Source organism: Providencia sp. UF-183 (assembly GCF_058246155.1).
Map to the genome: position 1 here is coordinate 1 of NZ_JBSICD010000005.1, position 22,756 is coordinate 22,756.

The 22,756-nt window shown below is 43.0% G+C and carries 22 protein-coding genes, 3 tRNA genes and 1 pseudogene; 11 read left to right on the forward strand and 15 right to left on the reverse strand.

Translation table 11 applies throughout. The annotated features are described in order from the left end of the window. Position 1: 1 nt before the first annotated feature. Positions 2–77, reverse strand: a tRNA-Val gene (locus tag AC4IFT_RS05645). Between the two features lie 26 nt (positions 78–103). Next, positions 104–179: transfer RNA gene (locus tag AC4IFT_RS05650), tRNA-Val, on the reverse strand. 438 nt (positions 180–617) lie between these two features. Between AC4IFT_RS05650 and gltX the strand changes: the two genes are divergently transcribed. Further along, positions 618–2,039 (forward strand): glutamate--tRNA ligase, encoded by a 1,422-nt coding sequence (gene gltX / locus AC4IFT_RS05655; RefSeq protein WP_490750814.1) that lies wholly within the window; start codon positions 618–620, stop codon positions 2,037–2,039. Between the two features lie 172 nt (positions 2,040–2,211). After that, positions 2,212–2,287, forward strand: a tRNA-Ala gene (locus AC4IFT_RS05660). A gap of 17 nt (positions 2,288–2,304) precedes the next feature. Here the strand turns inward: AC4IFT_RS05660 and AC4IFT_RS05665 are convergent. Beyond that, the gene (locus AC4IFT_RS05665) at positions 2,305–3,189 is read right to left on the reverse strand and encodes a LysR substrate-binding domain-containing protein (protein WP_490750815.1); all 885 of its coding nucleotides are present in this window, start codon (positions 3,187–3,189) and stop codon (positions 2,305–2,307) included. A gap of 112 nt (positions 3,190–3,301) precedes the next feature. Between AC4IFT_RS05665 and AC4IFT_RS05670 the strand changes: the two genes are divergently transcribed. Continuing rightward, positions 3,302–3,925, forward strand: a complete 624-nt coding sequence (locus AC4IFT_RS05670; RefSeq protein WP_490750816.1) for a glutathione S-transferase family protein — start codon at positions 3,302–3,304, stop codon at positions 3,923–3,925. Between the two features lie 16 nt (positions 3,926–3,941). After that, positions 3,942–4,979: an LLM class oxidoreductase gene (locus AC4IFT_RS05675; protein ID WP_490750817.1), complete on the forward strand. Its 1,038-nt coding sequence runs from the start codon at positions 3,942–3,944 to the stop codon at positions 4,977–4,979. 45 nt (positions 4,980–5,024) lie between these two features. Here AC4IFT_RS05675 and AC4IFT_RS05680 read toward each other — a convergent pair whose 3' ends face one another. After that, on the reverse strand, positions 5,025–5,777 hold the full coding sequence (locus AC4IFT_RS05680; protein ID WP_490750818.1) for an SDR family NAD(P)-dependent oxidoreductase: 753 nt from the start codon (positions 5,775–5,777) through the stop codon (positions 5,025–5,027). A 122-nt stretch (positions 5,778–5,899) separates the two neighbouring features. On the opposite strand from AC4IFT_RS05680, the gene AC4IFT_RS05685 reads away from it, so the two are divergent. Further along, positions 5,900–6,316 (forward strand): MarR family winged helix-turn-helix transcriptional regulator, encoded by a 417-nt coding sequence (locus tag AC4IFT_RS05685; protein WP_490750819.1) that lies wholly within the window; start codon positions 5,900–5,902, stop codon positions 6,314–6,316. Positions 6,317–6,321: 5 nt separating this feature from the next. On the opposite strand, the gene AC4IFT_RS05690 is transcribed toward AC4IFT_RS05685, so the two are convergent. The 5 genes from AC4IFT_RS05690 to AC4IFT_RS05710 all read right to left on the reverse strand — a co-directional run bounded on the left by AC4IFT_RS05690 (position 6,322) and on the right by AC4IFT_RS05710 (position 10,780). Beyond that, positions 6,322–6,540 (reverse strand): DUF3820 family protein, encoded by a 219-nt coding sequence (locus AC4IFT_RS05690; protein WP_490732074.1) that lies wholly within the window; start codon positions 6,538–6,540, stop codon positions 6,322–6,324. 65 nt (positions 6,541–6,605) lie between these two features. Beyond that, positions 6,606–7,790, reverse strand: a complete 1,185-nt coding sequence (locus AC4IFT_RS05695; RefSeq protein WP_353243358.1) for a NupC/NupG family nucleoside CNT transporter — start codon at positions 7,788–7,790, stop codon at positions 6,606–6,608. Between the two features lie 274 nt (positions 7,791–8,064). Continuing rightward, the gene (gene ligA, locus AC4IFT_RS05700; protein ID WP_490732076.1) at positions 8,065–10,083 is read right to left on the reverse strand and encodes an NAD-dependent DNA ligase LigA; all 2,019 of its coding nucleotides are present in this window, start codon (positions 10,081–10,083) and stop codon (positions 8,065–8,067) included. A gap of 102 nt (positions 10,084–10,185) precedes the next feature. Further along, a complete protein-coding gene (locus AC4IFT_RS05705; RefSeq protein ID WP_369312148.1) occupies positions 10,186–10,473 on the reverse strand; it encodes an addiction module antidote protein in 288 nt (95 codons plus the stop codon). Then, positions 10,466–10,780, reverse strand: coding sequence for a type II toxin-antitoxin system RelE/ParE family toxin (locus AC4IFT_RS05710; protein ID WP_490732079.1), 315 nt, complete (start codon positions 10,778–10,780; stop codon positions 10,466–10,468). Before AC4IFT_RS05710 ends, AC4IFT_RS05705 begins: the two co-directional genes overlap by 8 nt. A 128-nt stretch (positions 10,781–10,908) precedes the next feature. Here AC4IFT_RS05710 and AC4IFT_RS05715 point away from each other — a divergent pair. Further along, a pseudogene (locus AC4IFT_RS05715) lies at positions 10,909–11,019 on the forward strand (phage baseplate assembly protein V); the annotation flags it as partial. Positions 11,020–11,239: 220 nt separating this feature from the next. On the opposite strand, the gene zipA reads toward AC4IFT_RS05715, so the two are convergent. Further along, positions 11,240–12,232 carry a cell division protein ZipA gene (gene zipA / locus AC4IFT_RS05720; protein ID WP_490732081.1) on the reverse strand — a complete coding sequence of 331 codons (993 nt, stop codon included), beginning with the start codon at positions 12,230–12,232 and terminating at the stop codon, positions 11,240–11,242. A 218-nt stretch (positions 12,233–12,450) separates the two neighbouring features. On the opposite strand from zipA, the gene cysZ reads away from it, so the two are divergent. The 5 genes from cysZ to crr all read left to right on the forward strand — a co-directional run bounded on the left by cysZ (position 12,451) and on the right by crr (position 17,441). After that, complete coding sequence (cysZ, locus tag AC4IFT_RS05725) at positions 12,451–13,215, forward strand: sulfate transporter CysZ (RefSeq protein ID WP_490732083.1); 765 nt, start codon at positions 12,451–12,453, stop codon at positions 13,213–13,215. 230 nt (positions 13,216–13,445) lie between these two features. Further along, positions 13,446–14,399 carry a cysteine synthase A gene (gene cysK, locus AC4IFT_RS05730; protein WP_490732085.1) on the forward strand — a complete coding sequence of 318 codons (954 nt, stop codon included), beginning with the start codon at positions 13,446–13,448 and terminating at the stop codon, positions 14,397–14,399. Between the two features lie 354 nt (positions 14,400–14,753). Then, positions 14,754–15,011, forward strand: a complete 258-nt coding sequence (gene ptsH, locus AC4IFT_RS05735; protein ID WP_047756382.1) for a phosphocarrier protein Hpr — start codon at positions 14,754–14,756, stop codon at positions 15,009–15,011. 144 nt (positions 15,012–15,155) lie between these two features. Continuing rightward, entirely contained in the window at positions 15,156–16,883 is a 1,728-nt protein-coding gene (gene ptsI, locus AC4IFT_RS05740) for a phosphoenolpyruvate-protein phosphotransferase PtsI (protein ID WP_490750820.1), read from the forward strand. Positions 16,884–16,931: 48 nt separating this feature from the next. Further along, positions 16,932–17,441, forward strand: coding sequence for a PTS glucose transporter subunit IIA (crr, locus tag AC4IFT_RS05745; RefSeq protein WP_206082435.1), 510 nt, complete (start codon positions 16,932–16,934; stop codon positions 17,439–17,441). 105 nt (positions 17,442–17,546) lie between these two features. Here the strand turns inward: crr and cysM are convergent, their stop codons facing one another. From cysM to AC4IFT_RS05770, 5 genes are all read right to left on the reverse strand, one after another. Then, a complete protein-coding gene (gene cysM / locus AC4IFT_RS05750) occupies positions 17,547–18,431 on the reverse strand; it encodes a cysteine synthase CysM (protein WP_490732091.1) in 885 nt (294 codons plus the stop codon). Positions 18,432–18,806: 375 nt separating this feature from the next. Continuing rightward, positions 18,807–19,895 carry a sulfate/thiosulfate ABC transporter ATP-binding protein CysA gene (cysA, locus tag AC4IFT_RS05755; RefSeq protein ID WP_490750821.1) on the reverse strand — a complete coding sequence of 363 codons (1,089 nt, stop codon included), beginning with the start codon at positions 19,893–19,895 and terminating at the stop codon, positions 18,807–18,809. A 2-nt stretch (positions 19,896–19,897) separates the two neighbouring features. Then, positions 19,898–20,758 (reverse strand): sulfate/thiosulfate ABC transporter permease CysW, encoded by an 861-nt coding sequence (gene cysW / locus AC4IFT_RS05760; RefSeq protein WP_490732095.1) that lies wholly within the window; start codon positions 20,756–20,758, stop codon positions 19,898–19,900. Then, on the reverse strand, positions 20,758–21,588 hold the full coding sequence (gene cysT, locus AC4IFT_RS05765; RefSeq protein ID WP_490732097.1) for a sulfate/thiosulfate ABC transporter permease CysT: 831 nt from the start codon (positions 21,586–21,588) through the stop codon (positions 20,758–20,760). The genes cysW and cysT overlap by 1 nt, the downstream gene beginning before the upstream one ends. Next, positions 21,588–22,610: a sulfate ABC transporter substrate-binding protein gene (locus AC4IFT_RS05770; RefSeq protein WP_490750822.1), complete on the reverse strand. Its 1,023-nt coding sequence runs from the start codon at positions 22,608–22,610 to the stop codon at positions 21,588–21,590. Before AC4IFT_RS05770 ends, cysT begins: the two co-directional genes overlap by 1 nt. Positions 22,611–22,756: the final 146 nt, after the last annotated feature.

Consider the following 22,756-nt stretch of genomic DNA (forward strand, 5'->3'; position numbering starts at 1 on the left):
GTGGTGGGCGATAGCGGGCTCGAACCACTGACCCCCTCCTTGTAAGGGAGGTGCTCTACCAACTGAGCTAATCGCCCAATCATTTATTTTTCATCGTCAACGGTGGTGGGCGATAGCGGGCTCGAACCACTGACCCCCTCCTTGTAAGGGAGGTGCTCTACCAACTGAGCTAATCGCCCCGTCGTCGATGGAGGTGCATTATAGGGATACGGAGTTCAGAGTCAACGCTTTTTCGATAGATTTTTTTCGTTCGTTGCAAAATTAATCAAGATGTTTCAATATTCGCCAGAAAAGCTGCCTTTTTAATCAATTACCTATATAATTTAGCGTTTTTATTCTTTCATAAACTGAAAATATATTTGCACCTCTGCATCAATTTCATTTTTTTGCCTCACTTTTCCATTTTCTTTTCTTGTATCTTCATAACTTGATTGAGGAATCACCACAGGATGATAGAATAGAGGCACATTTTAGCAATGCTGACAGACTTCACGCGTTTAAAGCTTCATACAGCATCACGATTAATCGTACCATGCTGCATACATTAGCCTTCTATCTATTCAACCGTGAACTCTTAAGCGCTTCAAAAACAATGTTTTGCAATTAAGGCAATCTCGATGAGTAAAATCAAAACCCGTTTTGCACCAAGCCCAACTGGCTATTTGCACGTTGGTGGTGCACGTACCGCTCTGTATTCCTGGTTATTTAGTCGCCACAATCAGGGCGAATTTGTCCTGCGAATTGAAGACACCGACTTAGAACGTTCAACTCAGGAAGCTATCGATGCCATTATGGACGGTATGAACTGGTTGAATTTAAATTGGGATGAAGGCCCTTATTATCAAACTAAGCGTTTTGACCGTTATAACGCAGTGATTGATCAAATGTTAGAAGCAGGTACTGCTTACCGCTGTTTTTGCTCAAAAGAACGCTTAGAAGCACTGCGTGAAGAGCAAATGGCGAATAATGAAAAGCCTCGTTATGACGGTTGCTGCCGCGACCATGCGCATAACCACACAGCTGATGAACCGCATGTTGTTCGTTTCCGCAACCCACAAGACGGTTCTGTGATTTTTGATGATAAAATTCGTGGCCCAATTGAATTTAGCAACCAAGAGTTAGATGATTTAATTATTCGTCGTACTGATGGCTCACCAACGTATAACTTCTGTGTTGTTATTGATGACTGGGACATGGAAATTACGCACGTTATTCGTGGCGAAGATCATATCAACAACACGCCTCGCCAAATCAATATCCTAAAAGCATTAGGTGCGCCAGTACCTGTGTATGCTCACGTTTCAATGATTTTAGGTGATGATGGCAAAAAACTGTCTAAACGCCATGGTGCAGTTAGCGTCATGCAATACCGTGATGATGGTTACCTGCCACAAGCGCTACTGAACTATTTAGTGCGTCTGGGTTGGTCCCACGGTGACCAAGAAATTTTTACCATTGACGAAATGAAGGAGTTTTTCAGCCTTGATGCTATTAGCAAATCAGCAAGTGCATTTAATACTGAAAAGCTGCAATGGTTAAACCATCATTACATCAATACATTACCTGCTGAAGAAGTGGCGGTGTACCTTGCATGGCATATTGAGCAGCAAAATATTGATACCAGCAATGGTCCACAATTAGTTGAGCTAATCAAATTACTGGGTGAACGTTGTAAGACGCTGAAAGAAATGGCTGAATCTTGCCATTACTTCTACCAAGACTTTGAAGAATTCGATGCTGATGCAGCGAAAAAACACCTGCGCCCTGTTGCTCGCCAGCCATTAGAAGTGGTTAAAGATAAATTAGCCGCAATCACTGATTGGACCGCAGAAAATGTCCACCAAGCAATTGAAGCTACTGCAACTGAATTAGAAGTCGGCATGGGTAAAGTGGGTATGCCTTTACGTGTTGCTGTAACAGGTGCTGGTCAATCTCCGGGCCTCGATGTGACTGTCCACGCAATTGGCCAAACGCGTTCTATTGCTCGCATTGATAAAGCCTTAGCGTTTATTGCTGAACGCGAAGCATCTGCCCAATAATTGATGCTATCCCTGCCCTCATTTCTTGGGGGCAGTTTTTCCTTTCTTATGTTTATGCTTACGTTGATTGCAAAATGCTCTATATTTCAGCAATTAAACGGAAAAACCGATTATTTTATTGACACTCCTATCGAGCTTGAATATGATGCCTCCCGTCCAAAAGATTTTGTTTGGGGCTATAGCTCAGCTGGGAGAGCGCTTGCATGGCATGCAAGAGGTCAGCGGTTCGATCCCGCTTAGCTCCACCATATTTCGCCTTCCTTTATTAATTTCCTTTTGCTTCCGTTTTTATCCAATTTATAAATTTAATGATTTCTGGCCTTTCAATTGTTTCAGGCAGCATCACCAAATAATAGGCAAACCTAGCGGGCCATGGCTTATCAAGCACTTGCACTAAGCGTTTCTCTGCAATTTCTTGCATGGCATACTCTTTAGGTACCAACGCCAATCCTTGCCCAGCAATTGCAGCACGGATCAGCAAATAATCATCGTCAAATGCACTTCCGCGTTTTGCTTTTTCGTTGTATTCCACCCCATGAGCCGCCAGCCAAAGCGACCAATCCATACGGTCGTTATCTTGCAATAATGGGTAATTAAGACAGTCCTGAGGGGTTTCAATCACTGCGCTAAGCGGAAAATTTGGACTCATCACTGGCAATAAAACGGGGCTTATTAGCTGCTCACTGACTAAATTTGGGTAATTCCCTAGCCCATGGCGAATAGCAATATCGACTCGCTGTTGGTGCAAATTAACCAATGTTGCAGAGGCCTCAATATGCACTTCTATTTCAGGGTGTAACTGGGTAAATTTCCCCAAACGAGGCACTAACCAAGAAGCCGCGAACGAAGGAACTGTGCTAAGAGTGATCGTTTGTTCTTGCTGTATATTTTCAAGCACATACATAGCACCCTCGATTTGTTCAAACGCCTGCAACAATGCAGGGTAAACTCGTTGCCCCGCATGTGTTAACTCCATACTGTGATGACTACGCACAAACAAGGCTACCCCCACCCGCTCTTCTAACAAACGAATTTGCTGGCTAACAGCCCCCGAGGTCACACCAAGAAAGCTCGCAGCCTGCTTAATACTTTTATGTTTTGCCACTTCAGTGAAAGCGCGTAAGGCAAGTAAGGGGAGCACTGGATTCATAGTTTAGTTTTTCTAAATTCAAGTTGAGTTTATATGGTTTTATTTTCTTCATTAAAAAACCAATAATCAAAAGTAAATATCAATATATCCAGATAAAAACTAGAAGGCAACTATGCTTGAACTTTATACCGATAGCTCCCCAAATGGATTCAAGATAACCATAGCATTAGAAGAACTAAACTTGGATTATCACCTTAACCATATACAGATTTCCCGAGGGGATCATCAACAGCCTGCTTTTTTGCAGCTTAATCCTCACGGTCGTATCCCTGTCCTTCATGACCCACAAGCGGATATTACCCTATTTGAATCCGCGGCTATCTTACTGTACCTCGCAGAGAAAACAGGCAAACTTTTACCTAACACGCCTAAACAGAAATGGGAGGTCATCAAATGGCTACAATTTCATTCAGCCAGCCTTGGTCCGATTATTGGCCAGTGGGTCAATTTCGCAATTTTCGATAAATCAGTTAAACCAGATGTGGTTGAACGTTATTTCACAATGACACACAAAGCACTCAAGGTATTAGACCAACAATTGCAAAATAACCCCTTTATTGCAGGAGATAGCTATACGATTGCGGATATTGCTAACTTTGCTTGGCTACATATTGCGGAGGTGATTGACTTCGACTTTAGCCAACACACGCATTTATTTGAGTGGTACCAACGCATTGCAGCAAGGCCTGCTGTCAAAAAAGGCATTGCGCTCCCAGCCCCTGCAACTGAAGCATAGAATAGGAAATTCACTTGTGAATACAACGGCTTTTTTACCGAAAACGAAAGCATTACCTTCGACTTCATTTACTAACCATATTGGTTACCGCCGCATGTTCGCCCCTGATAAACTGACATTGGGGATCTTTCTTCCCTTACGATTTTATCAAGGAGATGAACAAGTATTAAAAGGGCAAATAGAACTAATTGAATATATTGACCAAAAGAATTTTGCTGCGGTCTGGGTACGAGACATTCCCTTATTCGACCCCATTTTTGGTGATGCAGGGCAACTTTTTGACCCACTGACTTATTTATCGTTTATTGCTGCCAGAACAAAGCAGGTTGCACTCGTCACCGGTAGCTCTATTTTTTCACTGCGCCACCCAATTGATTTGGCCAAAGCTGCCACCACTATCGACCAACTTTCTGGTAACCGCTTAGTGATGGGAGTAGCCTCTGGGGATAGAGCCATTGAATACCCAGCTTATGGGATTGATTACGAACAGCGGGCTGCTCGTTTTGCTCAGTCGATTGATTACTTCCGCCAGCTGATACAGCGCGGCTCTCTGGAAATTCAGTCACCTTTAGGCACAATAAGCCGCGCAGAATTGTTACCTAAACCGGTTGCAGGGCAAATTCCCTTAATTGTGACAGGTTCATCTGGCCAATCCAAACAATGGGTAGCGGATTACGCTGATGGTTGGCTATCCTACCCTGAAGCCACCAGCCACTCTGAAGGGGCAATCCGGCTAGGGCAGAAAATTGAGGCATGGCGCTCCCTCATTCCAAACAACGATTTCCGCCCACACATGACGAACGAATGGATTGACCTTGTAGATGACCCGAACTACCCAAGAACACCGTTGCGTGGAGGGTTTACCCTGCGTACTGGGCGCCACGGTTTGATTCAATTGCTTGAAGAATGGCAAGATGCGGGGGTAAACCATGCCGCATTAGGTATTCAATATTCACAGCGCCCAGCGGCAGAGGTTCTACAAGAAATGGCGGAGGATATTTTACCGCACTTCCCAAGCCACCAAGCAATACAAGGAAAACCTGTAGACTGGTAATGTTTAGTAGGCGCCTTATCTTGCTACATAAGGTGCCTAAAAGAATCACTGTGCTGTATAACCACCATCAATGGGAATAAATGCACCCGTTATAAAGCTGCTGTCCGTTGATAATAAAAAAGCCACCACATTAGCTATCTCTTCTCTTTTCGCCATCCGCCCCATTGGATGTGTCGATGCCATCCAATCTTGCGTATCCTGTGGTAGCATCGCAATATTCGGTGTTTCAACATAACCAGGCCCTACGGCATTAATCCGTATACCTTTTTTGGCATTCTCTAACGCAGCTGAGCGTGTAAGCCCTAATACCGCATGTTTGGCCGCAGTATAAGGTGCAATACCCGCTATCCCTGTCACACCATTGCAGGCAGATAAATTGACGATTGCCCCACCGCCGCTGCGATGAATTGCAGGTATGGCGTATTTCAAACCATGAAATGTCCCTGTGATGTCTGTTTCAATCACGTCATGCCATGCCTCTAATGGGTAATCCTCAATATTTACACCATGCGGGCCTGTCACACCTGCGTTGTTGACTAAAAAATGCAGCGCACCATATTTTGCTTCTATCTGCTTAATGGTTGATTGGAAATCCTTTGCATTTGCCACATCCATTTTTATTGCACTAATACGCTCCTCTGTTGGCGTAATTTCGTGGACGGCTCGCGTTAGGGCCTCTTCATGACGCCCTGTTATAACCACTGTCGCGCCTAATGAGTGCAGTTTTAATGCAATACCAAAACCTACCCCTGTAGATGCTCCTGTTACCAACGCGATTTGGTTTGTGAATTGTTGCATAGCCACCTCAATTATAATTAACTTTAGTTAACTATAATTAATTAACTAAAGTTAATCAATCACTCGTTTTCTTCTTAGTGCCAAGGTATACTTTCCCTGTTGAATAATAAGGAAGAATTTTTATGTCCCGTTCCCTTGAAGACGCATTATCATTGTTGCAATGCACACTGGTTGCACGCCGTGTCAGCTTTACGCCTGAACAAATTACGTGGGGACAATATGATGTACTGGAGATTTTGAGGCTTAAAGGGGATTTAACGCCAAGCCAACTCAGCCAATTACTGGGCATTTCTCGACAAAATTTATCGAAGTTTTTACGGGTATTAAAGTCTTTTGAGTTTGTCGAACAATATCAGTCTGAAGAAGACAAGCGGGAATTGATCACACGTTTAACAGACAAAGGGGCTCATTTTTTACAACGTGCGGCAACAGGCCGAGCAGAAAATGCAGTTAAAGTTAAAGCCGCATTAACGCAGCAAGAACAAGACATTTTTATTCAGTTGAGTCAGAAAATTACTGACGCTTTAGGGCATGAGTGATCTCATCACTTAGCCCGTTTTAACGGCTTTACTAACCCTTCTAACCCTTCAATTTTCAAACCAAGGGTCATTTCCATCAACTGCCCAAGCCGCCCAGCTGGGAACTCCCCTTTCTTATAAAACCAAAGAAGGTATTCTTCTGGTAAATCAATCAAAATACAGCCTTTGTATTTACCAAATGGCATATAGGTATTTGCCATATCGATAAGATCTTGCTTTTCCATTGTTGCCCCCATAAAAAAACGGCGTCCTAATGAACGCCGCTCTTAATCTAACACTTTTTTGCGAATTACAATACTAATCCGACAACTGCAGCAGATAAGAAGCTAACTAAGGTTGAACCGTATAGTAATTTCAGACCAAAACGCGCCACTGTGTTACCTTGTTTTTCATCTAACCCTTTGATAGCACCAGCGATGATACCAATTGAAGAGAAGTTAGCGAAAGAAACTAAGAATACAGACAAGATACCAACAGAACGCTCAGATAAGCCACCTGCGATAGCTTGCAGGCCATCCATTGCAACGAATTCATTCGTTACCATCTTGACCGCCATGATCCCACCCACTTGCAGCGCTTCATCCGCTGGGATACCTAAGATCCAAGCAAATGGATAAAACACATAGCCCAGCATAGTTTGGAAGTCGATACCGAAAATAGCAGAGAAAATACCATTAACCATTGCAATCAAGGCGATAAAACCAATCAGCATTGCAGAAACGATAATCGCGACTTTAAACCCAGCAAGAATATATTCACCTAACATTTCAAAGAAGCTTTGGCCTTCATGCAGGTTGCTCATTTGAATGTCTTCTTCACCTTCAGGTGGGTACGGGTTGATTAAAGACAACACCACGAACGTACCAAACATATTCAGAACCAGTGCGGCAACGACAAAACGAGGCTCCAGCATTGTCATGTAGGCACCCACGATTGACATGGATACTGTGGACATCGCGGTAGCCGCCATGGTGTACATTCTGCGCTCAGACATGCGGTTAAGCTGGTCTTTATAGGCGATAAAGTTTTCAGACTGACCCAGTAACAATGAGCTTACTGCGTTGAATGATTCCAGTTTACCCATTCCGTTAACTTTAGATAACACAGTACCGATGATACGGATCACAATCGGTAGGATTTTAATGTGCTGTAAAATCCCGATTAAGGCAGAAATAAAGATGATTGGGCACAGAACTTGTAAGAAGAAGAACGCTAAATTCCCTTCAATCATGCCGCCGAAGATAAATTTTGTCCCTTCTGCTGCGTAACCCAACAAGTGCGTAAATACCCCAGCGACACCCAGAACAAAAGACTCACCAATATTTGATTTCAAGAACAGGTACGCTAATGCAATTTGAATAACAAGCAGTTGAACAACATAGCGAGGACGGATCCCCCTACGGTTACTACTTGCTAAAATGGCAAGAGCAGCGATTACTACTAAAGATAAAACGAAATGCAGGATCGAGGTCATATGCGACTCCAACAAATTTAAGAATCAGTCTATGTGCATATTCTATGTAATAGGTAACATTTAAATGAGACAGATGTCACATTAATATGAAAACTAACTAGGTGTATTTTGCAAAAAGCAGAAGGGGATCACGTTTCAAACAGAGAGAAAGGGACAGATGACCTTTTTTGCACAGAAATTTAATTAAAAATTTAGTTTAGGTCTTACAACAACCTATCAGTGACTTAGTCACCTCACCTTAGTGAGATAACTAAGCCAAATAGAATATAGTTCACTATTCAATATTCAGCAAACGAATCAACTCATCTTCATCAATCACCTGAATACCTAACTCATTCGCTTTTGCTAATTTCGAACCGGCCGCTTCACCCGCAATCACCATATCCGTTTTCTTCGACACACTCCCTGCGACTTTTGCCCCTAAAGCCACTAGCTTATCTTTCGCTTCATCACGGGTTAAAACACTCATCGAGCCCGTTAATACCACGGTTTTACCTGCGAATGGGCTATCAATGTCGGCACTATTAACCACTTTCACTTCTGGCCAATGAATATTCGCTTTCGTGATTAAATCGTTAATAACCGCTTGGTTATGCGCTTCGTGGAAGAAATTTACCACATGCTTAGCGACTACATGGCCGATATCTTGTACGGTTTTTAAAGACTCTTCATCCGCAGCCATAACTGCATCTAATGTTGCGTAGTGCGCCGCCAAGTTAGCCGCTGTCGCTTCACCAACTTCACGGATCCCTAGTGCATAAATAAAGCGGGCTAACGTAGTTTGTTTAGACTTTTCGAGCGCATCAATCAGCTTTTGTGCAGATTTTGGCCCCATTCTATCCAACCCAGTTAACTTGCCTGCACTTAATTGGTAAAGGTCGGCTGGTGTTTGTACATATTCTTTTTCGACCAACTGGTCGATAATTTTATCGCCCATGCCATCCACATCCATAGCACGACGAGACACAAAGTGTTTGAGTGCCTCTTTACGCTGCGCACCACAAATTAACCCACCCGTACAACGCGCAACAGCCTCACCTTCAATACGTTCAATGTCTGAGCCACAAACAGGACACTGAGTTGGAAAGACGATTTCACGGCTATCTGCGGGGCGTTTATCCGCAACCACACTGACAATCTGTGGAATAACATCCCCAGCACGACGAATAATCACCGTATCGCCAATATGCACGCCAAGGCGCTCGATTTCATCTGCGTTATGCAATGTCGCATTACTGACAATAACCCCCGCGACTTGGACAGGCTCCAGGCGTGCAACGGGGGTGATCGCCCCCGTACGCCCGACTTGGAACTCCACGTCTTTCAATAACGTAATTTGCTCTTGTGCAGGAAATTTAAATGCCGTAGCCCAACGCGGTGCGCGGGAAACAAAACCTAACTCCTCTTGGATTGCAATTGAGTTGACTTTAATCACCACCCCATCGATATCAAACCCTAATTCAGGGCGAACTTGTTCGATTTGGTGATAAAAATCCAGTACTGCTTTATGGCCTTGGCGCAGCTGTACATAGTCACTGACGGGCAGACCCCACGCTTTAAACTGCTGCAAACGATCATAATGCGTGTCTGGCAACGTACCACCTTCAATCAACCCAACTCCATAACAATAGAATGTCAGAGGCCTTTTCGCGGTGATGCGCGGGTCAAGCTGGCGCAATGAGCCCGCAGCGGCATTACGTGGGTTAGCGAAAACTTTACCATCAGTTCGACGCGCTTCTTCATTTAACGCTTCAAACCCTTTTTGTGGCATAAAGACTTCACCGCGAATTTCCACACGAGCAGGAATGTTGTCTCCCGTTAAACGTAAAGGGATTGCACGGATAGTCCGCACATTCGCCGTAATATTTTCGCCAACAGTGCCGTCTCCACGAGTTGCTGCTTGTACAAGTTCGCCATTTTCATATAACAAACTCACCGCCAAACCATCAAGTTTCAATTCACAACAAAATGTGAGTTCATCGCGGTTTTTTAAGCGATCTCTAACGCGTTTATCAAAAGCCAAGTAACTCTCTTCATCAAAAACGTTATCCAAAGACAGCATCGGAATTTCATGGCGCACCGTTTCAAATGCGGACAAAGGTGCGGCACCGACACGCTGAGTTGGCGAATCGCTGGTGATAAGCTCTGGATTCGCTTCTTCTAGCGCCTTCAAACGCTGCATCAGTTTGTCATATTCCGCATCAGGAATTTCAGGAGCATCAAGTACGTGATATTGGTATTCGTGATGGCGTAACTGTTTTTTTAATTCTTCGATTTCGTTTTTGGTAGTCATGATCCACTCGTAAAGATAAAAAACCCCCAATCAAGGGCTGACGCCACAAGAAATCAGGCATATTGAAAGCCAGATTATTGATTTTCTGGCTCGGTGATAAAATTAGTTAATGTGGGTTTTTACCGTAAGTTCAACACCCAGCGCTTTCATCACGGCTAACGTGGATTTTAACGTAGGGTTACCATCTTCACTAAATGAGCGATATAACTGCTCACGGGAAAGCCCCGTTTCTGCCGCGATTTGGCTCATACCCTTAGCTCTGGCCACAATGCCTAACGCTTTCGCAATGTACGCTGAATCCCCTGTTTCGATTGCGTCAGCCATAAAAAATGCAATCTCTTCATCATCAACCAACGCAAGTGCGGGATCATAGGTTGTTAAATTACTCATCATTGTTTTCCTCCAAAATCCACTTCTTAGCGAGTGTTTTGGCTAATGTAATATCCCGTGATTGTGAGCTTTTGTCACCACCACAAAGGAGCAAAATTATCGTATTACCACGCTGTTGAAAATAAACGCGATAACCAGGGCCATGGTGAATTCGTAATTCACTGATCCCCTCACCAACTGGCGTTGCATCCCCTGCTAACCCATTAGCTAAACGAAAGAGGCGCGTCGCGATGATGGTCTTAGCCCTTTTATCTTTTAGCTTAGATGCCCATAAACGGAATGCTTCAGTTTGTTTAAGTTCTTTCATATCCTCAATTGTAGTTTAAAAACTACACCCTGTAAAGATAACCAATTTCACGTCATTCAACTTGTGCCAACCATGGCAAAAAGCCATACACGTGCGCCTCGTTCTTCATCCGTGGCAATCTATACTTTATGAATAATGCAGATATTTTACGTTTGATTCGAAACCTGATCCGTATTGGCATCGTGACCGCCGTTGATGCCCAAAAAGGCTGTCGGGTGCAAATGGGGAGTTTAGAAACAGGCTAGGCCAAGTGCATAAGGGTGGCAAATTCATAGGAAAGCCACAATGGGATATTTTAGTATAAACAAAATGAATAGAGCCCCTTATAGAAAGGGGCTAAAGCTAGAGATGGGGTGCATCGTGGATGTGGTGTGGCTACCGCCATACATACCCTTATGTAAAACAGTCAGTTTTAGCTAATAAAAACCCCCAATCAAGGGGGCTTTGTAAAACGCTTGTTTAATTTAGTGTATTTCTGATCCGCGCATGATACACCTCTATTTTTTGCGGTGTCAGCATCTTACGCTCATCATCTAGCACCACCCCGCCTGCATCAGATGCAATGCGCTGCGCTGCTTGTAACATCAGTTTAAAGTTTTGGCTCGCATCACCGTAGGATGGCACCATCATAAACATGGAAATACCCGGTGTAGAGAAATCAGCCATGGTTTCAGGGTCAAAAGAACCCGGTTTTACCATATTCGCTAAACTAAACAGGACAGGCCCAGTGCCTGACGGGTTTACATGACGATGGAAAATTTTCATTTCACCGTATTGGAAGCCCGCTTGAAGAATACTTTGCAGTAACACTTCGCCCTGCAATTCTTGCCCCTGATGTGCTGCTACATGAAGTACCAGGACTGTCTCCTTGCTATTTGTTGTAGCAGAATTTTCCTGTGGCTCAGTTTTCGTCTCAGTGTGTGGCGGCGTCTGTTCATGATGTACCGGTTGTGTCTCTTCTTGTAAATTGTGGGTGTCAATATGCGGTTCCGATGCATCATGATGCACCGGTTGAGTACGTATTTCAGGCTCAGCAGCAACCTCATCATTCATGTTGATGGTGAGCTGCTCCGGTACGTGCGGTGCTTGAACACGCTGTTCAGCTGGTTCATGATGAACAGGCTGCTCTGGCGTAGCACTCATTTTAATTTCAGGTTCAACTGATGGTAATGGCTGTATATTAGGTTCAACTTGAGACTCATTTTTTACCGGATATACAGGCTCAGTCGCAGCGGGTTGAACAGGTACCTGCTGTGTTGATTGATTTTCAGTAAATAATGCAGAATCATCATAATTCGATGAATTCTCCTGCGTATCATTTTTTCTACGTTTTACAGGTCTATCGCGAAATAACTTTGATCGCTCTTTACGGCTGGTCCATAAACCATGCAGTAATAAAGCGACAATCGCTATCGCACCTACGACCACTAATATTAGACGCAAATCCTGCATCGCTGATATCTCTAGTTGATGAATGAAAGTGCCATCACGGCGGAAACTACCTTAAGATTATTTCTCAATTGCTCTAAGTGCAACCCTCAGAACGATTTTCTTACAAGAAAGAGAATATTCCGCTTTCGTTTGCTGCTTTTTTAAGCGAATAATGGCTGGTCAGCCTAAATTCATATCTATATGATACAAGGTCAACCGAAAAGGAGAGAACAAGAAGTATGACCCAATCGACATTTTCGCCACAAAAAGACCACTCTGGTTTTTATTATTTTACACAAGGATGGCGACTAGTTACACGTCCTGGCATTAAACGTTTTGTGATTTTGCCCCTATTAGCAAACATTCTTTTCTTAGGAGGCGCATTTTGGTGGTTATACACTAAGCTTGGTGGCTGGATTGACCAAGTGATGAGCTATGTTCCTGATTGGTTACAATGGCTTAATTATCTTATTTGGCCTGTTGCTTTGATTTCTATTTTATTGGTATTTACCTACTTTTTCAGTACGGTTGCCAATATTATCGCTGCACCGTTTAATGGTTGGTTATCCGAAAAGCTTGAAGCAGAACTTACGGGTAAACCAGCTCCAGACGGTGGCATGGCTGATTTATTAAAAGATGTTCCGCGGATGATCAAGCGTGAATTTGTCCGTATCGGTTACTATTTACCGAGGGCAATTGGCTTATTAATCTTATTTTTGATACCCGGTATTGGCCAAACCGTTGCCCCCATCTTATGGTTCCTATTTGGTGCATGGATGATGTCAATCCAGTATTGCGACTACCCTTTTGATAACCACCGTGTCGGTTTTAGCGAAATGAAGCAAGCCCTTGCTAAAGATCGCATGAAAAACATTCAATTCGGAGGTGTGGTCAGCTTGCTGATGATGGTGCCGTTTATCAACTTAGTCATCATGCCTGTTGCCGTTTGTGGTGCAACATTAATGTGGGTTGACCGCTACCGTAGCCGCTACGCACGTTATTAATCTCTCTTTGCGCAGGTTTAATCGCCTGCGCAGTTACCTATTTTCTTACGCTATTCTGCCTTATTACCCATTCTTTAGAACTATTGGATCTAAAATAGCCTTTTGTTATAAGCTTAGACCTAAATCATATTTGCATTAATTTCTTCTTCACGTATGTTGAATCCATACCCTACTTTATAGTGAACGCCGAAGACTATTTTATTGGCTAACCGATTTTTTAAGGATATCCCATGAGCAAAATTTATGAAGATAATTCGTTGACCATTGGCCACACCCCACTTGTTCGTTTAAAGCATTTTGGAAATGGCAATATTTTGGCGAAAGTGGAATCTCGTAACCCAAGTTTCAGCGTTAAGTGCCGTATCGGTGCAAACATGATTTGGGATGCTGAGAAAAAAGGTATCCTGAATAAAGACAAAGAGTTAGTCGAGCCAACCAGCGGTAACACGGGGATTGCACTTGCTTATGTGGCAGCGGCAAGGGGCTATAAACTCACACTCACCATGCCTGAAACCATGAGCATCGAGCGCCGTAAGCTATTAAAAGCATTAGGGGCTAACCTCGTGCTGACCGAAGGTGCCAAAGGGATGAAAGGCGCGATTGCGAAAGCAGAAGAAATCGTTAACAGCAACCCGAAAAAATACCTCCTACTGCAACAGTTTAATAACCCAGCTAACCCTGAGATCCATGAAAAAACCACAGGTCCAGAAATCTGGGAAGATACTGACGGTAATGTCGATGTTATCGTTGCAGGTGTCGGCACAGGCGGTACGATTACAGGAATTGCGCGTTACCTGAAAAAGACCAAAGGTAAAGATGTGACCATCGTTGCCGTTGAACCTGAAACTTCTCCAGTGATTACTCAAGCATTAGCGGGTGAGGAAATCAAACCAGGCCCACATAAAATCCAAGGGATCGGTGCAGGTTTCATTCCCGGTAACTTAGATCTCACCCTGCTAGATAAAGTCATTCAAATCAGTGATGACGAGGCGATTAAAACCGCACGCGAGTTAATGGAAAAAGAAGGTATTTTAGCGGGAATTTCTTCGGGTGCAGCGATTGCAGCAGCGACAAAAATTGCAGCAGACCCTGTTTACAAAGGCAAAAATATAGTGGTGATTTTACCCTCTTCTGGTGAACGTTATCTTTCAACTGTGTTGTTTGCAGATATCTCAGCTGACTAGCATACTTTCGTTACATAATCGTTAAAAAAGCACCTCATAGGTGCTTTTTTTGTGGTACGGATCAAAGTTTAGCACGGATAGAGGTGATTTCTTATCTGGGGTTTAGTATTAAACATAGTAATTATTTTGCACCTCGAAATTAATCAAATTTTAGTCAAATGAACATACCTCTTAGAATGTTTTCGGCTAACCTAGATAATCACAATTTTGAGCGTGAAAAACAAAAAAGGGTTGATACAGCACAAAGTAGGAAACCTTTTTACAAGTTAATAATCTAACTTATACGCAAACCTAGTCGATTTCATCTACAATTGGCTGGGTCATTAAAAAAACGAAAGTTATTGAGGAAATACTATGTTCCAGCAAGAAGTCACTATTACAGCACCAAACGGTCTACATACTCGTCCTGCAGCGCAGTTTGTGAAAGAAGCAAAAGCATTCACTTCTGATATTTCTTTGATTTCTGGCGGCAAATCCGCTAGCGCAAAAAGCCTGTTCAAGTTACAAACGTTAGGTTTAACTCAAGGTACTGTTGTGACCATCTCCGCAGAAGGCGAAGATGAAAAAGAAGCCGTTGAATATTTAGTTAAACTGATGGGCGAATTAGAATAATTTCGCACGTAAGAGAACGCGTTTAATCGATTTCATTCTCTGTCCCTGAATGATTTCATTCGGGGATGTTTGCATAATCAATAAAACGCAGCGCAGTCTCTGCAACATCAGAACTCCCAGCACTAACAGCAGTAAGGTAATATTATGATTTCAGGAATTTTAGTATCCCCAGGTTTTGCTTTTGGTCAGGCTTTGATCCTCAAAGAAGATCCTATCGTTGTTAGCACAAAAAAAATCGCAGACGATCAGGTTGAAAAAGAAATTCAACGCTTCATTGAGGGGCGTAATAAATCCGCCGAACAACTGAGTCTCATTAAAGAAAAAGCCGAAAAAAATCTAGGAGCCGAAAAAGCTGAGATTTTTGAAGGTCATATCATGCTGCTGGAAGACGAAGAACTTGAGCAAGAAATTGTCTCTTTAATCAAAGGCGATAAAAAAACGGCTGATGCTGCTGTTTATTCCGTGATTGAAGATCAAGCTCAAGCCCTTGAGTCCCTAGATGACGAATACCTCAAAGAGCGTGCGGCTGACGTACGTGATATCGGTAAACGCCTGTTAAAGAATATTTTAAATATTCCTATTGTTGATTTAAGCGCTATTAATCAAGAAGTTATTTTAGTTGCTGCTGATTTAACCCCGTCAGAAACCGCGCAATTAAACTTAGATAAAGTTTTAGGCTTTATTACCGATTTAGGTGGCCGTACATCGCATACGTCCATCATGGCTCGCTCATTAGAGTTACCCGCAATTGTTGGAACAAGTGATGCCACCAGCAAAATTAAAAATGGCGATTTTATCGTCTTAGATGGTGTGAATAACACTATCCACCTGAATCCATCAGACGCAGAAATTGATAAACTCAAAGCGTTCCGTGATGATTATCTGCAAGAAAAAGAAGAACTGGCTAAATTAAAAGACTTGCCAGCCATTACGTTAGATGGTCATCAGGTTGAAGTTTGTGCCAATATCGGGACTGTGCGCGATGTCGCAGGTGCCGAACGTAATGGCGCTGAAGGCGTGGGCCTCTATCGCACCGAGTTCTTATTTATGGATAGAGACGCCTTCCCGACCGAAGAAGAACAATTCCAAGCTTACAAAGCGGTTGCTGAAGCAATGGGCAGCCAAGCCGTTATCGTCCGTACAATGGACATTGGTGGCGATAAAGACCTACCTTATATGAATTTACCGAAAGAAGAGAACCCATTCCTCGGCTGGCGTGCAATTCGTATTTGTCTTGATCGCAAAGAAATCTTACACTCACAGTTAAGAGCTATTTTAAGGGCGTCAAATTTTGGTAAACTGCGTATTATGTTCCCAATGGTTATTTCCGTTGAAGAAGTTCGTGAACTAAAAGCAGAGCTAGAAATGCTAAAAGCTCAGTTACGTGAAGAAGGTAAAGCCTTTGACGAAACAATTGAAGTTGGCGTGATGGTAGAAACCCCAGCCGCCGCTGTGATTGCTCGCCATTTGGCTAAAGAAGTCGATTTCTTTAGTATTGGGACGAATGATCTCACTCAATACACTTTAGCGGTTGACCGTGGTAATGAACTGATTTCTCACCTTTATAACCCGATGTCGCCAGCTGTTCTTAACCTAATCAAACAAGTGATCGATGCATCACATGCTGAAGGTAAATGGACAGGTATGTGTGGCGAGTTAGCAGGTGATGAACGTGCAACCTTATTGCTACTTGGCATGGGGCTGGATGAATTTAGTATGAGCGCAATCTCAATTCCGCGTATCAAAAAATTAATTCGCAATGCGAACTTTGCTGATACCCAAGCTTTGGCTGAACAAGCACTTGCTCAACCAACAGCGGATGAATTGATGAAACTTGTAGATACCTTTATCCAAGAAAAAACGTTATGCTAAGAACAGCACATTAGTTCGGTCCCATATAAAACGATTAGGAGAAGGTCCATGGGTCTGTTTGACAAACTGAAATCACTAGTTTCGGAAGACAAAAGTAGCAGTGGCAGTATTGAAATTATCGCCCCACTATCAGGCGAAATCGTCAATATTGAAGATGTTCCAGACGTTGTGTTTGCAGAGAAAATTGTCGGTGACGGTATCGCCATCAAACCTGCTGGCAATAAAATTGTTGCGCCAGTAGATGGTACAATCGGTAAAATCTTTGAAACCAACCATGCGTTTTCTATTGAGTCAGACGATGGTATTGAACTGTTTGTTCACTTCGGTATTGATACCGTTGAGCTCAAAGGTGAAGGCTTCAAACGTATCGCTGAAGAAGGCCAAGCGGTCAAGAAAGGCGATTTAGTCATTGAATTTGATTTAGCTCTGTTAGAAGAAAAAGCAAAATCTGTTCTGACGCCAGTTGTGATTTCGAACATGGACGAAATCAAAGAGTTAAATAAACTGACAGGTTCAGTGACAGTAGGTGAAACTGTCATTATGCGTATCAAGAAATAATTATCACGCATAATAATTGAAAAACCATCAGGTGGATAACCTGATGGTTTAACTCGTTCTAGCGTTTACTAATGAAAGTCTTATTTTTACCAAAAAAACAACATATTAAGAATCAAAAACGCCAGTCGATAAGTAACGGTCACCTCTGTCGCAAATAATCGCGACAATCACCGCTCCCGGATTTTCTTTTGCTACTCTTAAAGCCCCTGACACCGCACCACCGGAGCTCACACCACAGAAAATACCTTCATGCCTCGCAAGAGCTTTCATCGTCTCTTCAGCGTCTTGCTGGTTAACATCCAGTACGCTATCCACAAGTTCACCATCAAAAATCCCAGGAAGATACCCAGGTGACCAACGGCGAATACCCGGTATTTGGCTTTTTTCAGCAGGCTGCAAACCAACAATATGCACGTCTTTTGATTGCGATTTCAAATAACGGCTAACACCCGTGATAGTGCCTGTTGTTCCCATGCTTGATACAAAATGGGTGATCTTACCGTGCGTTTGCTGCCAAATTTCAGGGCCTGTTGTTTTAAAATGAGCAAGTGGGTTATCCGGGTTATTAAATTGGTCTAAGACTTTCCCTTCCCCATTTTTTTCCATCTCTTTTGCAAGATCTCGTGCTCCTTCCATACCGACGGAGGTGCTGACCAAAATTAACTCAGCACCGTAAGCTTGCATGGATGCTTGGCGCTCTTTACTCATGTTCTCAGGCATTAAAAGCTTTAATTTATACCCTTTTACCGCGGCAATCATTGCCAGCGCAATGCCTGTATTGCCACTCGTTGCTTCAATTAATGTATCACCCGGCTTAATTTCGCCACGTTTTTCAGCTTCACTGATCATGGAAAAGGCAGCTCTATCTTTTACAGAGCCTGCCGGATTGTTACCCTCGAGTTTTACCCAAATTTCAGCATCAATCCCTTGCGTCAAACGCTGAAGTTTTACTAATGGGGTGTGACCAATAAATTGTTCCAGTGTTGACACTTTCGCATCCTTATAATTTTTATTTATCGCTTAGAATTAATAGAAATAAGATATTACCCCAATAAACCTATGATTGGACATGAATTCTCTTCATATTATTATTAGAAAAATAGATTATCTTTATTACTCATACTGATATAGCTAATTGATATATTATATTACAATAAGTTTATAGAATTTCCAGCTATATTTCTTATTTTCATGGAAAATAATATACTTATATATCAATACATTAAAATAAAAAATCAACAAATGAAGCCCATTACCAATAATCAAGGTATGGGCAAATGAAAGGAGTGATATATGGCAGGAATAATAGAAATTAACACCGATAATGTTTAAATTATCGGTGTTATAAATAATGAAAGGTTATATTCATGCACTTTGTGCTAATTGGGGAAACACTAATTCTGTATCACCTTGATATATTTTTACTTCTTGACTGCCAAGAAAATAATGTTCACCACGATTAGGGATTGCTGTATTTGATTGCCAAATCACAGACAATGGGCCATTCCCCCACCCTATCGGTTGCACTGTCAGTTGCCAAAAATGCCCTCTTGGGCCTGATTCTGTCACTCTAACAGGCAAGCGGTGTTGTGCATCCACTTCAGGCTTCAATGAAATGTCCCATGGGCGTAAGAAAACATCTACCTCACCTTGATGAGCACTGGTATGGTTCAACGAAAATTCATAACCGTCAATCGCTAAAGCAGAGCCTTTGATCTGTGCGGAAATTTGGTTAACTTCGCCCATAAACTCCAGTACAAAACGGGTTTCTGGTCGCTGCCAAATATCATTTGGTGTGCCAACCTGCTCAATGTTCCCTTGACTCATGACCACGATCCTATCCGCAACTTCCATCGCTTCTTCTTGGTCGTGTGTCACAAACACGCTAGTAAATTTAAGCTCATCATGCAATTGACGTAACCAACGACGTAATTCGATACGCACCTGTGCATCTAACGCACCAAAGGGCTCATCTAACAATAAAATTTGCGGGTCAACGGCAAGTGCTCTCGCTAGCGCAACACGCTGTTTTTGCCCCCCAGAAAGTTGCGCAGGAAAACGCGAAGCTAAATGGGCTAATTGCACCATCTCCAGTAATTGCATCACCTTTTGCTTAATTGCTTGGGATGATGGTCGCTGCTTACGTGGTAATACTGTTAAGCCGAACGCCACATTATCGAATACCGTCATATGGCGAAATAACGCATAGTGCTGAAAAACAAAGCCAACGTGCCTGTCTTTCGCATGAATTTGGCTCACATCTTGCCCGTGAAAGCGCAATACGCCTCCACTTTGTTGCTCAAGCCCTGCAATAATTCGCAATAAGGTGGTTTTTCCTGAACCGGAAGGGCCTAATAAGGCCACCATTTCACCCGATGCAATATCCAGTGAAATATCGTTGAGTACTTGGGTTTTCCCAAAGAACTTGCCGATTTTTTCAATTTCAATACTCATGTTTAATGGACTCCTGATTCAGACTGCTGACGGCTTAAATGCCACTGTAAAGCACTTTTAAGAATTAGCGTAATAATGGCCATGAGCGCAAGAATAGCCGCAGCGGTGAAGGCACCGACCGTGTTATAGTCCTGATGCAATAGTTCAACTTGTAACGGTAAAGTGTAGGTTTCACCACGAATAGCGCCTGACACGACCGATACAGCACCAAACTCACCAATTGCCCGCGCGTTAGTTAACACAACGCCGTATAACAGCGCCCAGCGAATATTCGGCAATGTAACGCGCCAAAACATTTTCCAACCTGATGCGCCAAGTAATACCGCAGCTTCATCTTCTTGGCTTCCTTGGCTTAACATCAGTGGTACCAACTCTCTCACCACAAATGGGCAAGTCACAAATATGGTGACTAACGCCATTCCTGGCCATGAAAACATCAATTGGATATCAAAACCTTCAAGCCACCCACCAAGCCAACTGTTTGAGCCATAAAATAGCAGGTATAACAGCCCTGCGACCACTGGTGAAACTGCAAAAGGGATGTCGACCAATGTGAGTAATAATTGCCGCCCTGGGAACTGGAATCGCGTCACTAACCATGCCATCATCGTTCCAAAAATCAAATTAACAGGAACCGTAATCAACGCAATTAATACTGTTAATCCAATAGCATGAAGCATATCTGGGTTAGATAAATTAAGCAGAACTTCTCCTAACCCTTTTTGAAACGCCGTGATAAAAATCCAAATAATTGGGATCACCAGCAACAGGATGGAAAAGAAAATACCTGCGGCGATAAGAAACCATTTTCCCCAGTTAACCGGTGTCCGTTGGGCAGTTTGTAGCGGAGTAATTTGCGCCATTATTTCCCCCCCAACCGTTTACCAAAGCGACTTTGAACTAAATTGACACTGAATAACAAGAGTAGCGATACGGCTAAAATCACTGATGCAACCGCACTTGCCGCAGGGTAATCAAATTGCTGTAACTGGCTGAAAATCATTAAAGAAACCACTTCGGTTTGCCAAGCAATATTTCCTGCAATAAAGATTATTGCACCAAACTCGCCGAGGCTACGCGTGAATGACAAAACGGTTCCCGCTAGTAATGCCGGGGAAAGCTCTGGCATGATCACACGGCGAAAAGTTTGCCAGCGACTCGCCCCCAATGTTTGTGCAGCTTCTTCGTATTCTGGCCCGAGTTCTTCCAATACAGGCTGAACAGTGCGTACCACAAATGGAATGCTGGTAAATGCCATTGCCACGGCAATACCTAACCAAGTATTCACCACTTTAATATCAAACTGGTTAAGATATTGACCGTACCAACCTGATGTCGCAAATAAGGTCGCCAGTGTTAACCCAGCAACTGCCGTTGGCAATGCAAAGGGCAAGTCCACTAAACCATCTAGTAATGTTCTGCCTGGAAAGCGATAACGGGTTAAGATCCATGCTAATAACATGCCAAATACCGCATTAAATAAGCTTGCCACCAAAGCAGACAACAATGTCACTTTATAAGCCGCAACCACTTGCGGGTAGCTAATCACTGCCCAATATTGTTGCCATGTCATCTCCGACAATTGGATCACTAACGCACTCATCGGTAACAGCAAAATCAAACAGGTATAAAACAAGCTGCTACCTAGCGTCAGGCCAAAGCCCGGCAGAAAACGCTTTCCAGACCGATTCATTAACGGCGTCCTTGTGCCATTAGTTCATCAAACTCCCCTCCCGTTGAGAAATGCACATCCATCACTTTTGGCCAGCTCTCAAATTGGGATTCAACAGTAAATAATTTCGTTTCTGGGAATTTGCTTTTGTTCGCTTCCATTACCGCTTTGTCATTCACGCGGTAATTAAAATTAGTAATAATTTCTTGTGCTTGCGGGCTATATAAATAATTTAAATAGGCTTTTGCAACATCTTCCGTGCCATTTTTTTGCACGTTTTTGTCCACCCAAGCCACAGGGAACTCCGCCAAAATATCCACTGGTGGGACGATCACTTCGTAATCAGATTCACCGTATTGTGAACGGATATTGTTCACTTCTGACTCAAAACTTATCAGCACATCCCCAAGACCGCGCTCAATAAACGAGGTTGTCGCACCGCGGCCACCAGTATCAAACACTTCCACATTTTTAAGGAATTGCTTCATTTGCTCGCGTGTTTTCGCAGTATCGCCTTTGTTTTCTTGGTTAAATGCACCCCAAGCGGCAAGGTAGGTATAACGGCCATTGCCAGATGTCTTTGGATTTGGAAAAATCAATTTCACATCGCTACGGACAAGGTCATCCCATGTCTTAATCCCTTTCGGGTTATCTTTACGCACTAAAAAAGCCATCGTGGAATAGTAAGGTGAGCTGTTATTCGGTAAGCGTGCCTGCCAATCAGCGGGGATCAAATTCCCTTTATCATGCAAAATTTGCACATCTGTTACTTGGTTATAGGTCACCACATCCGCTTTTAGCCCCTGCAAAATCGCCAAGGCTTGCTTTGATGACCCAGCATGAGATTGCTTGATAGTTAATTTGTCATCGGGATGTGCCTCATTCCACTGCTTTTCAAACGTTGGATTAAGCGCCACAAATAATTCACGAGCAATATCATATGAACTGTTAAGAAGTTCAGCAGCGAACAGATGCGGACTTCCTAACAAAGATACGGTCGCTAAGCTAGCTAAAGCGGTTTTCTTAAAAAAGGTTGTTTTCATGTCATTCCCATTCGTTACTAAACCAAATATCTGTATGGCTTCACTGTAGCGGTTTTGGTTATAACTGTGTAGTTATCAATCAAGTTTTGATATATCAAATTGGAATAACAAAGAAACAGAGGAAATAAGCACTAAGATTTCATTAA

What these genes read in the sequence shown, in the direction of transcription:
- cysK (WP_490732085.1), top strand. Translation starts at nt 13,446, where the DNA reads ATGAGCAAAATTTATGAAGATAATTCGTTGACCATTGGCCACACCCCA.
- cysW (WP_490732095.1), bottom strand. Translation starts at nt 20,758, where the DNA reads ATGGCGCAAATTACTCCGCTACAAACTGCCCAACGGACACCGGTTAAC.
- AC4IFT_RS05710 (WP_490732079.1), bottom strand. Translation starts at nt 10,780, where the DNA reads ATGAAAGAACTTAAACAAACTGAAGCATTCCGTTTATGGGCATCTAAG.
- AC4IFT_RS05705 (WP_369312148.1), bottom strand. Translation starts at nt 10,473, where the DNA reads ATGAGTAATTTAACAACCTATGATCCCGCACTTGCGTTGGTTGATGAT.
- cysT (WP_490732097.1), bottom strand. Translation starts at nt 21,588, where the DNA reads ATGAATCGGTCTGGAAAGCGTTTTCTGCCGGGCTTTGGCCTGACGCTA.
- AC4IFT_RS05770 (WP_490750822.1), bottom strand. Translation starts at nt 22,610, where the DNA reads ATGAAAACAACCTTTTTTAAGAAAACCGCTTTAGCTAGCTTAGCGACC.
- gltX (WP_490750814.1), top strand. Translation starts at nt 618, where the DNA reads ATGAGTAAAATCAAAACCCGTTTTGCACCAAGCCCAACTGGCTATTTG.
- AC4IFT_RS05695 (WP_353243358.1), bottom strand. Translation starts at nt 7,790, where the DNA reads ATGACCTCGATCCTGCATTTCGTTTTATCTTTAGTAGTAATCGCTGCT.
- AC4IFT_RS05670 (WP_490750816.1), top strand. Translation starts at nt 3,302, where the DNA reads ATGCTTGAACTTTATACCGATAGCTCCCCAAATGGATTCAAGATAACC.
- ptsI (WP_490750820.1), top strand. Translation starts at nt 15,156, where the DNA reads ATGATTTCAGGAATTTTAGTATCCCCAGGTTTTGCTTTTGGTCAGGCT.
- AC4IFT_RS05685 (WP_490750819.1), top strand. Translation starts at nt 5,900, where the DNA reads ATGTCCCGTTCCCTTGAAGACGCATTATCATTGTTGCAATGCACACTG.
- zipA (WP_490732081.1), bottom strand. Translation starts at nt 12,232, where the DNA reads ATGCAGGATTTGCGTCTAATATTAGTGGTCGTAGGTGCGATAGCGATT.
- ptsH (WP_047756382.1), top strand. Translation starts at nt 14,754, where the DNA reads ATGTTCCAGCAAGAAGTCACTATTACAGCACCAAACGGTCTACATACT.
- cysA (WP_490750821.1), bottom strand. Translation starts at nt 19,895, where the DNA reads ATGAGTATTGAAATTGAAAAAATCGGCAAGTTCTTTGGGAAAACCCAA.
- cysZ (WP_490732083.1), top strand. Translation starts at nt 12,451, where the DNA reads ATGACCCAATCGACATTTTCGCCACAAAAAGACCACTCTGGTTTTTAT.
- ligA (WP_490732076.1), bottom strand. Translation starts at nt 10,083, where the DNA reads ATGACTACCAAAAACGAAATCGAAGAATTAAAAAAACAGTTACGCCAT.
- AC4IFT_RS05680 (WP_490750818.1), bottom strand. Translation starts at nt 5,777, where the DNA reads ATGCAACAATTCACAAACCAAATCGCGTTGGTAACAGGAGCATCTACA.
- AC4IFT_RS05665 (WP_490750815.1), bottom strand. Translation starts at nt 3,189, where the DNA reads ATGAATCCAGTGCTCCCCTTACTTGCCTTACGCGCTTTCACTGAAGTG.
- crr (WP_206082435.1), top strand. Translation starts at nt 16,932, where the DNA reads ATGGGTCTGTTTGACAAACTGAAATCACTAGTTTCGGAAGACAAAAGT.
- AC4IFT_RS05690 (WP_490732074.1), bottom strand. Translation starts at nt 6,540, where the DNA reads ATGGAAAAGCAAGATCTTATCGATATGGCAAATACCTATATGCCATTT.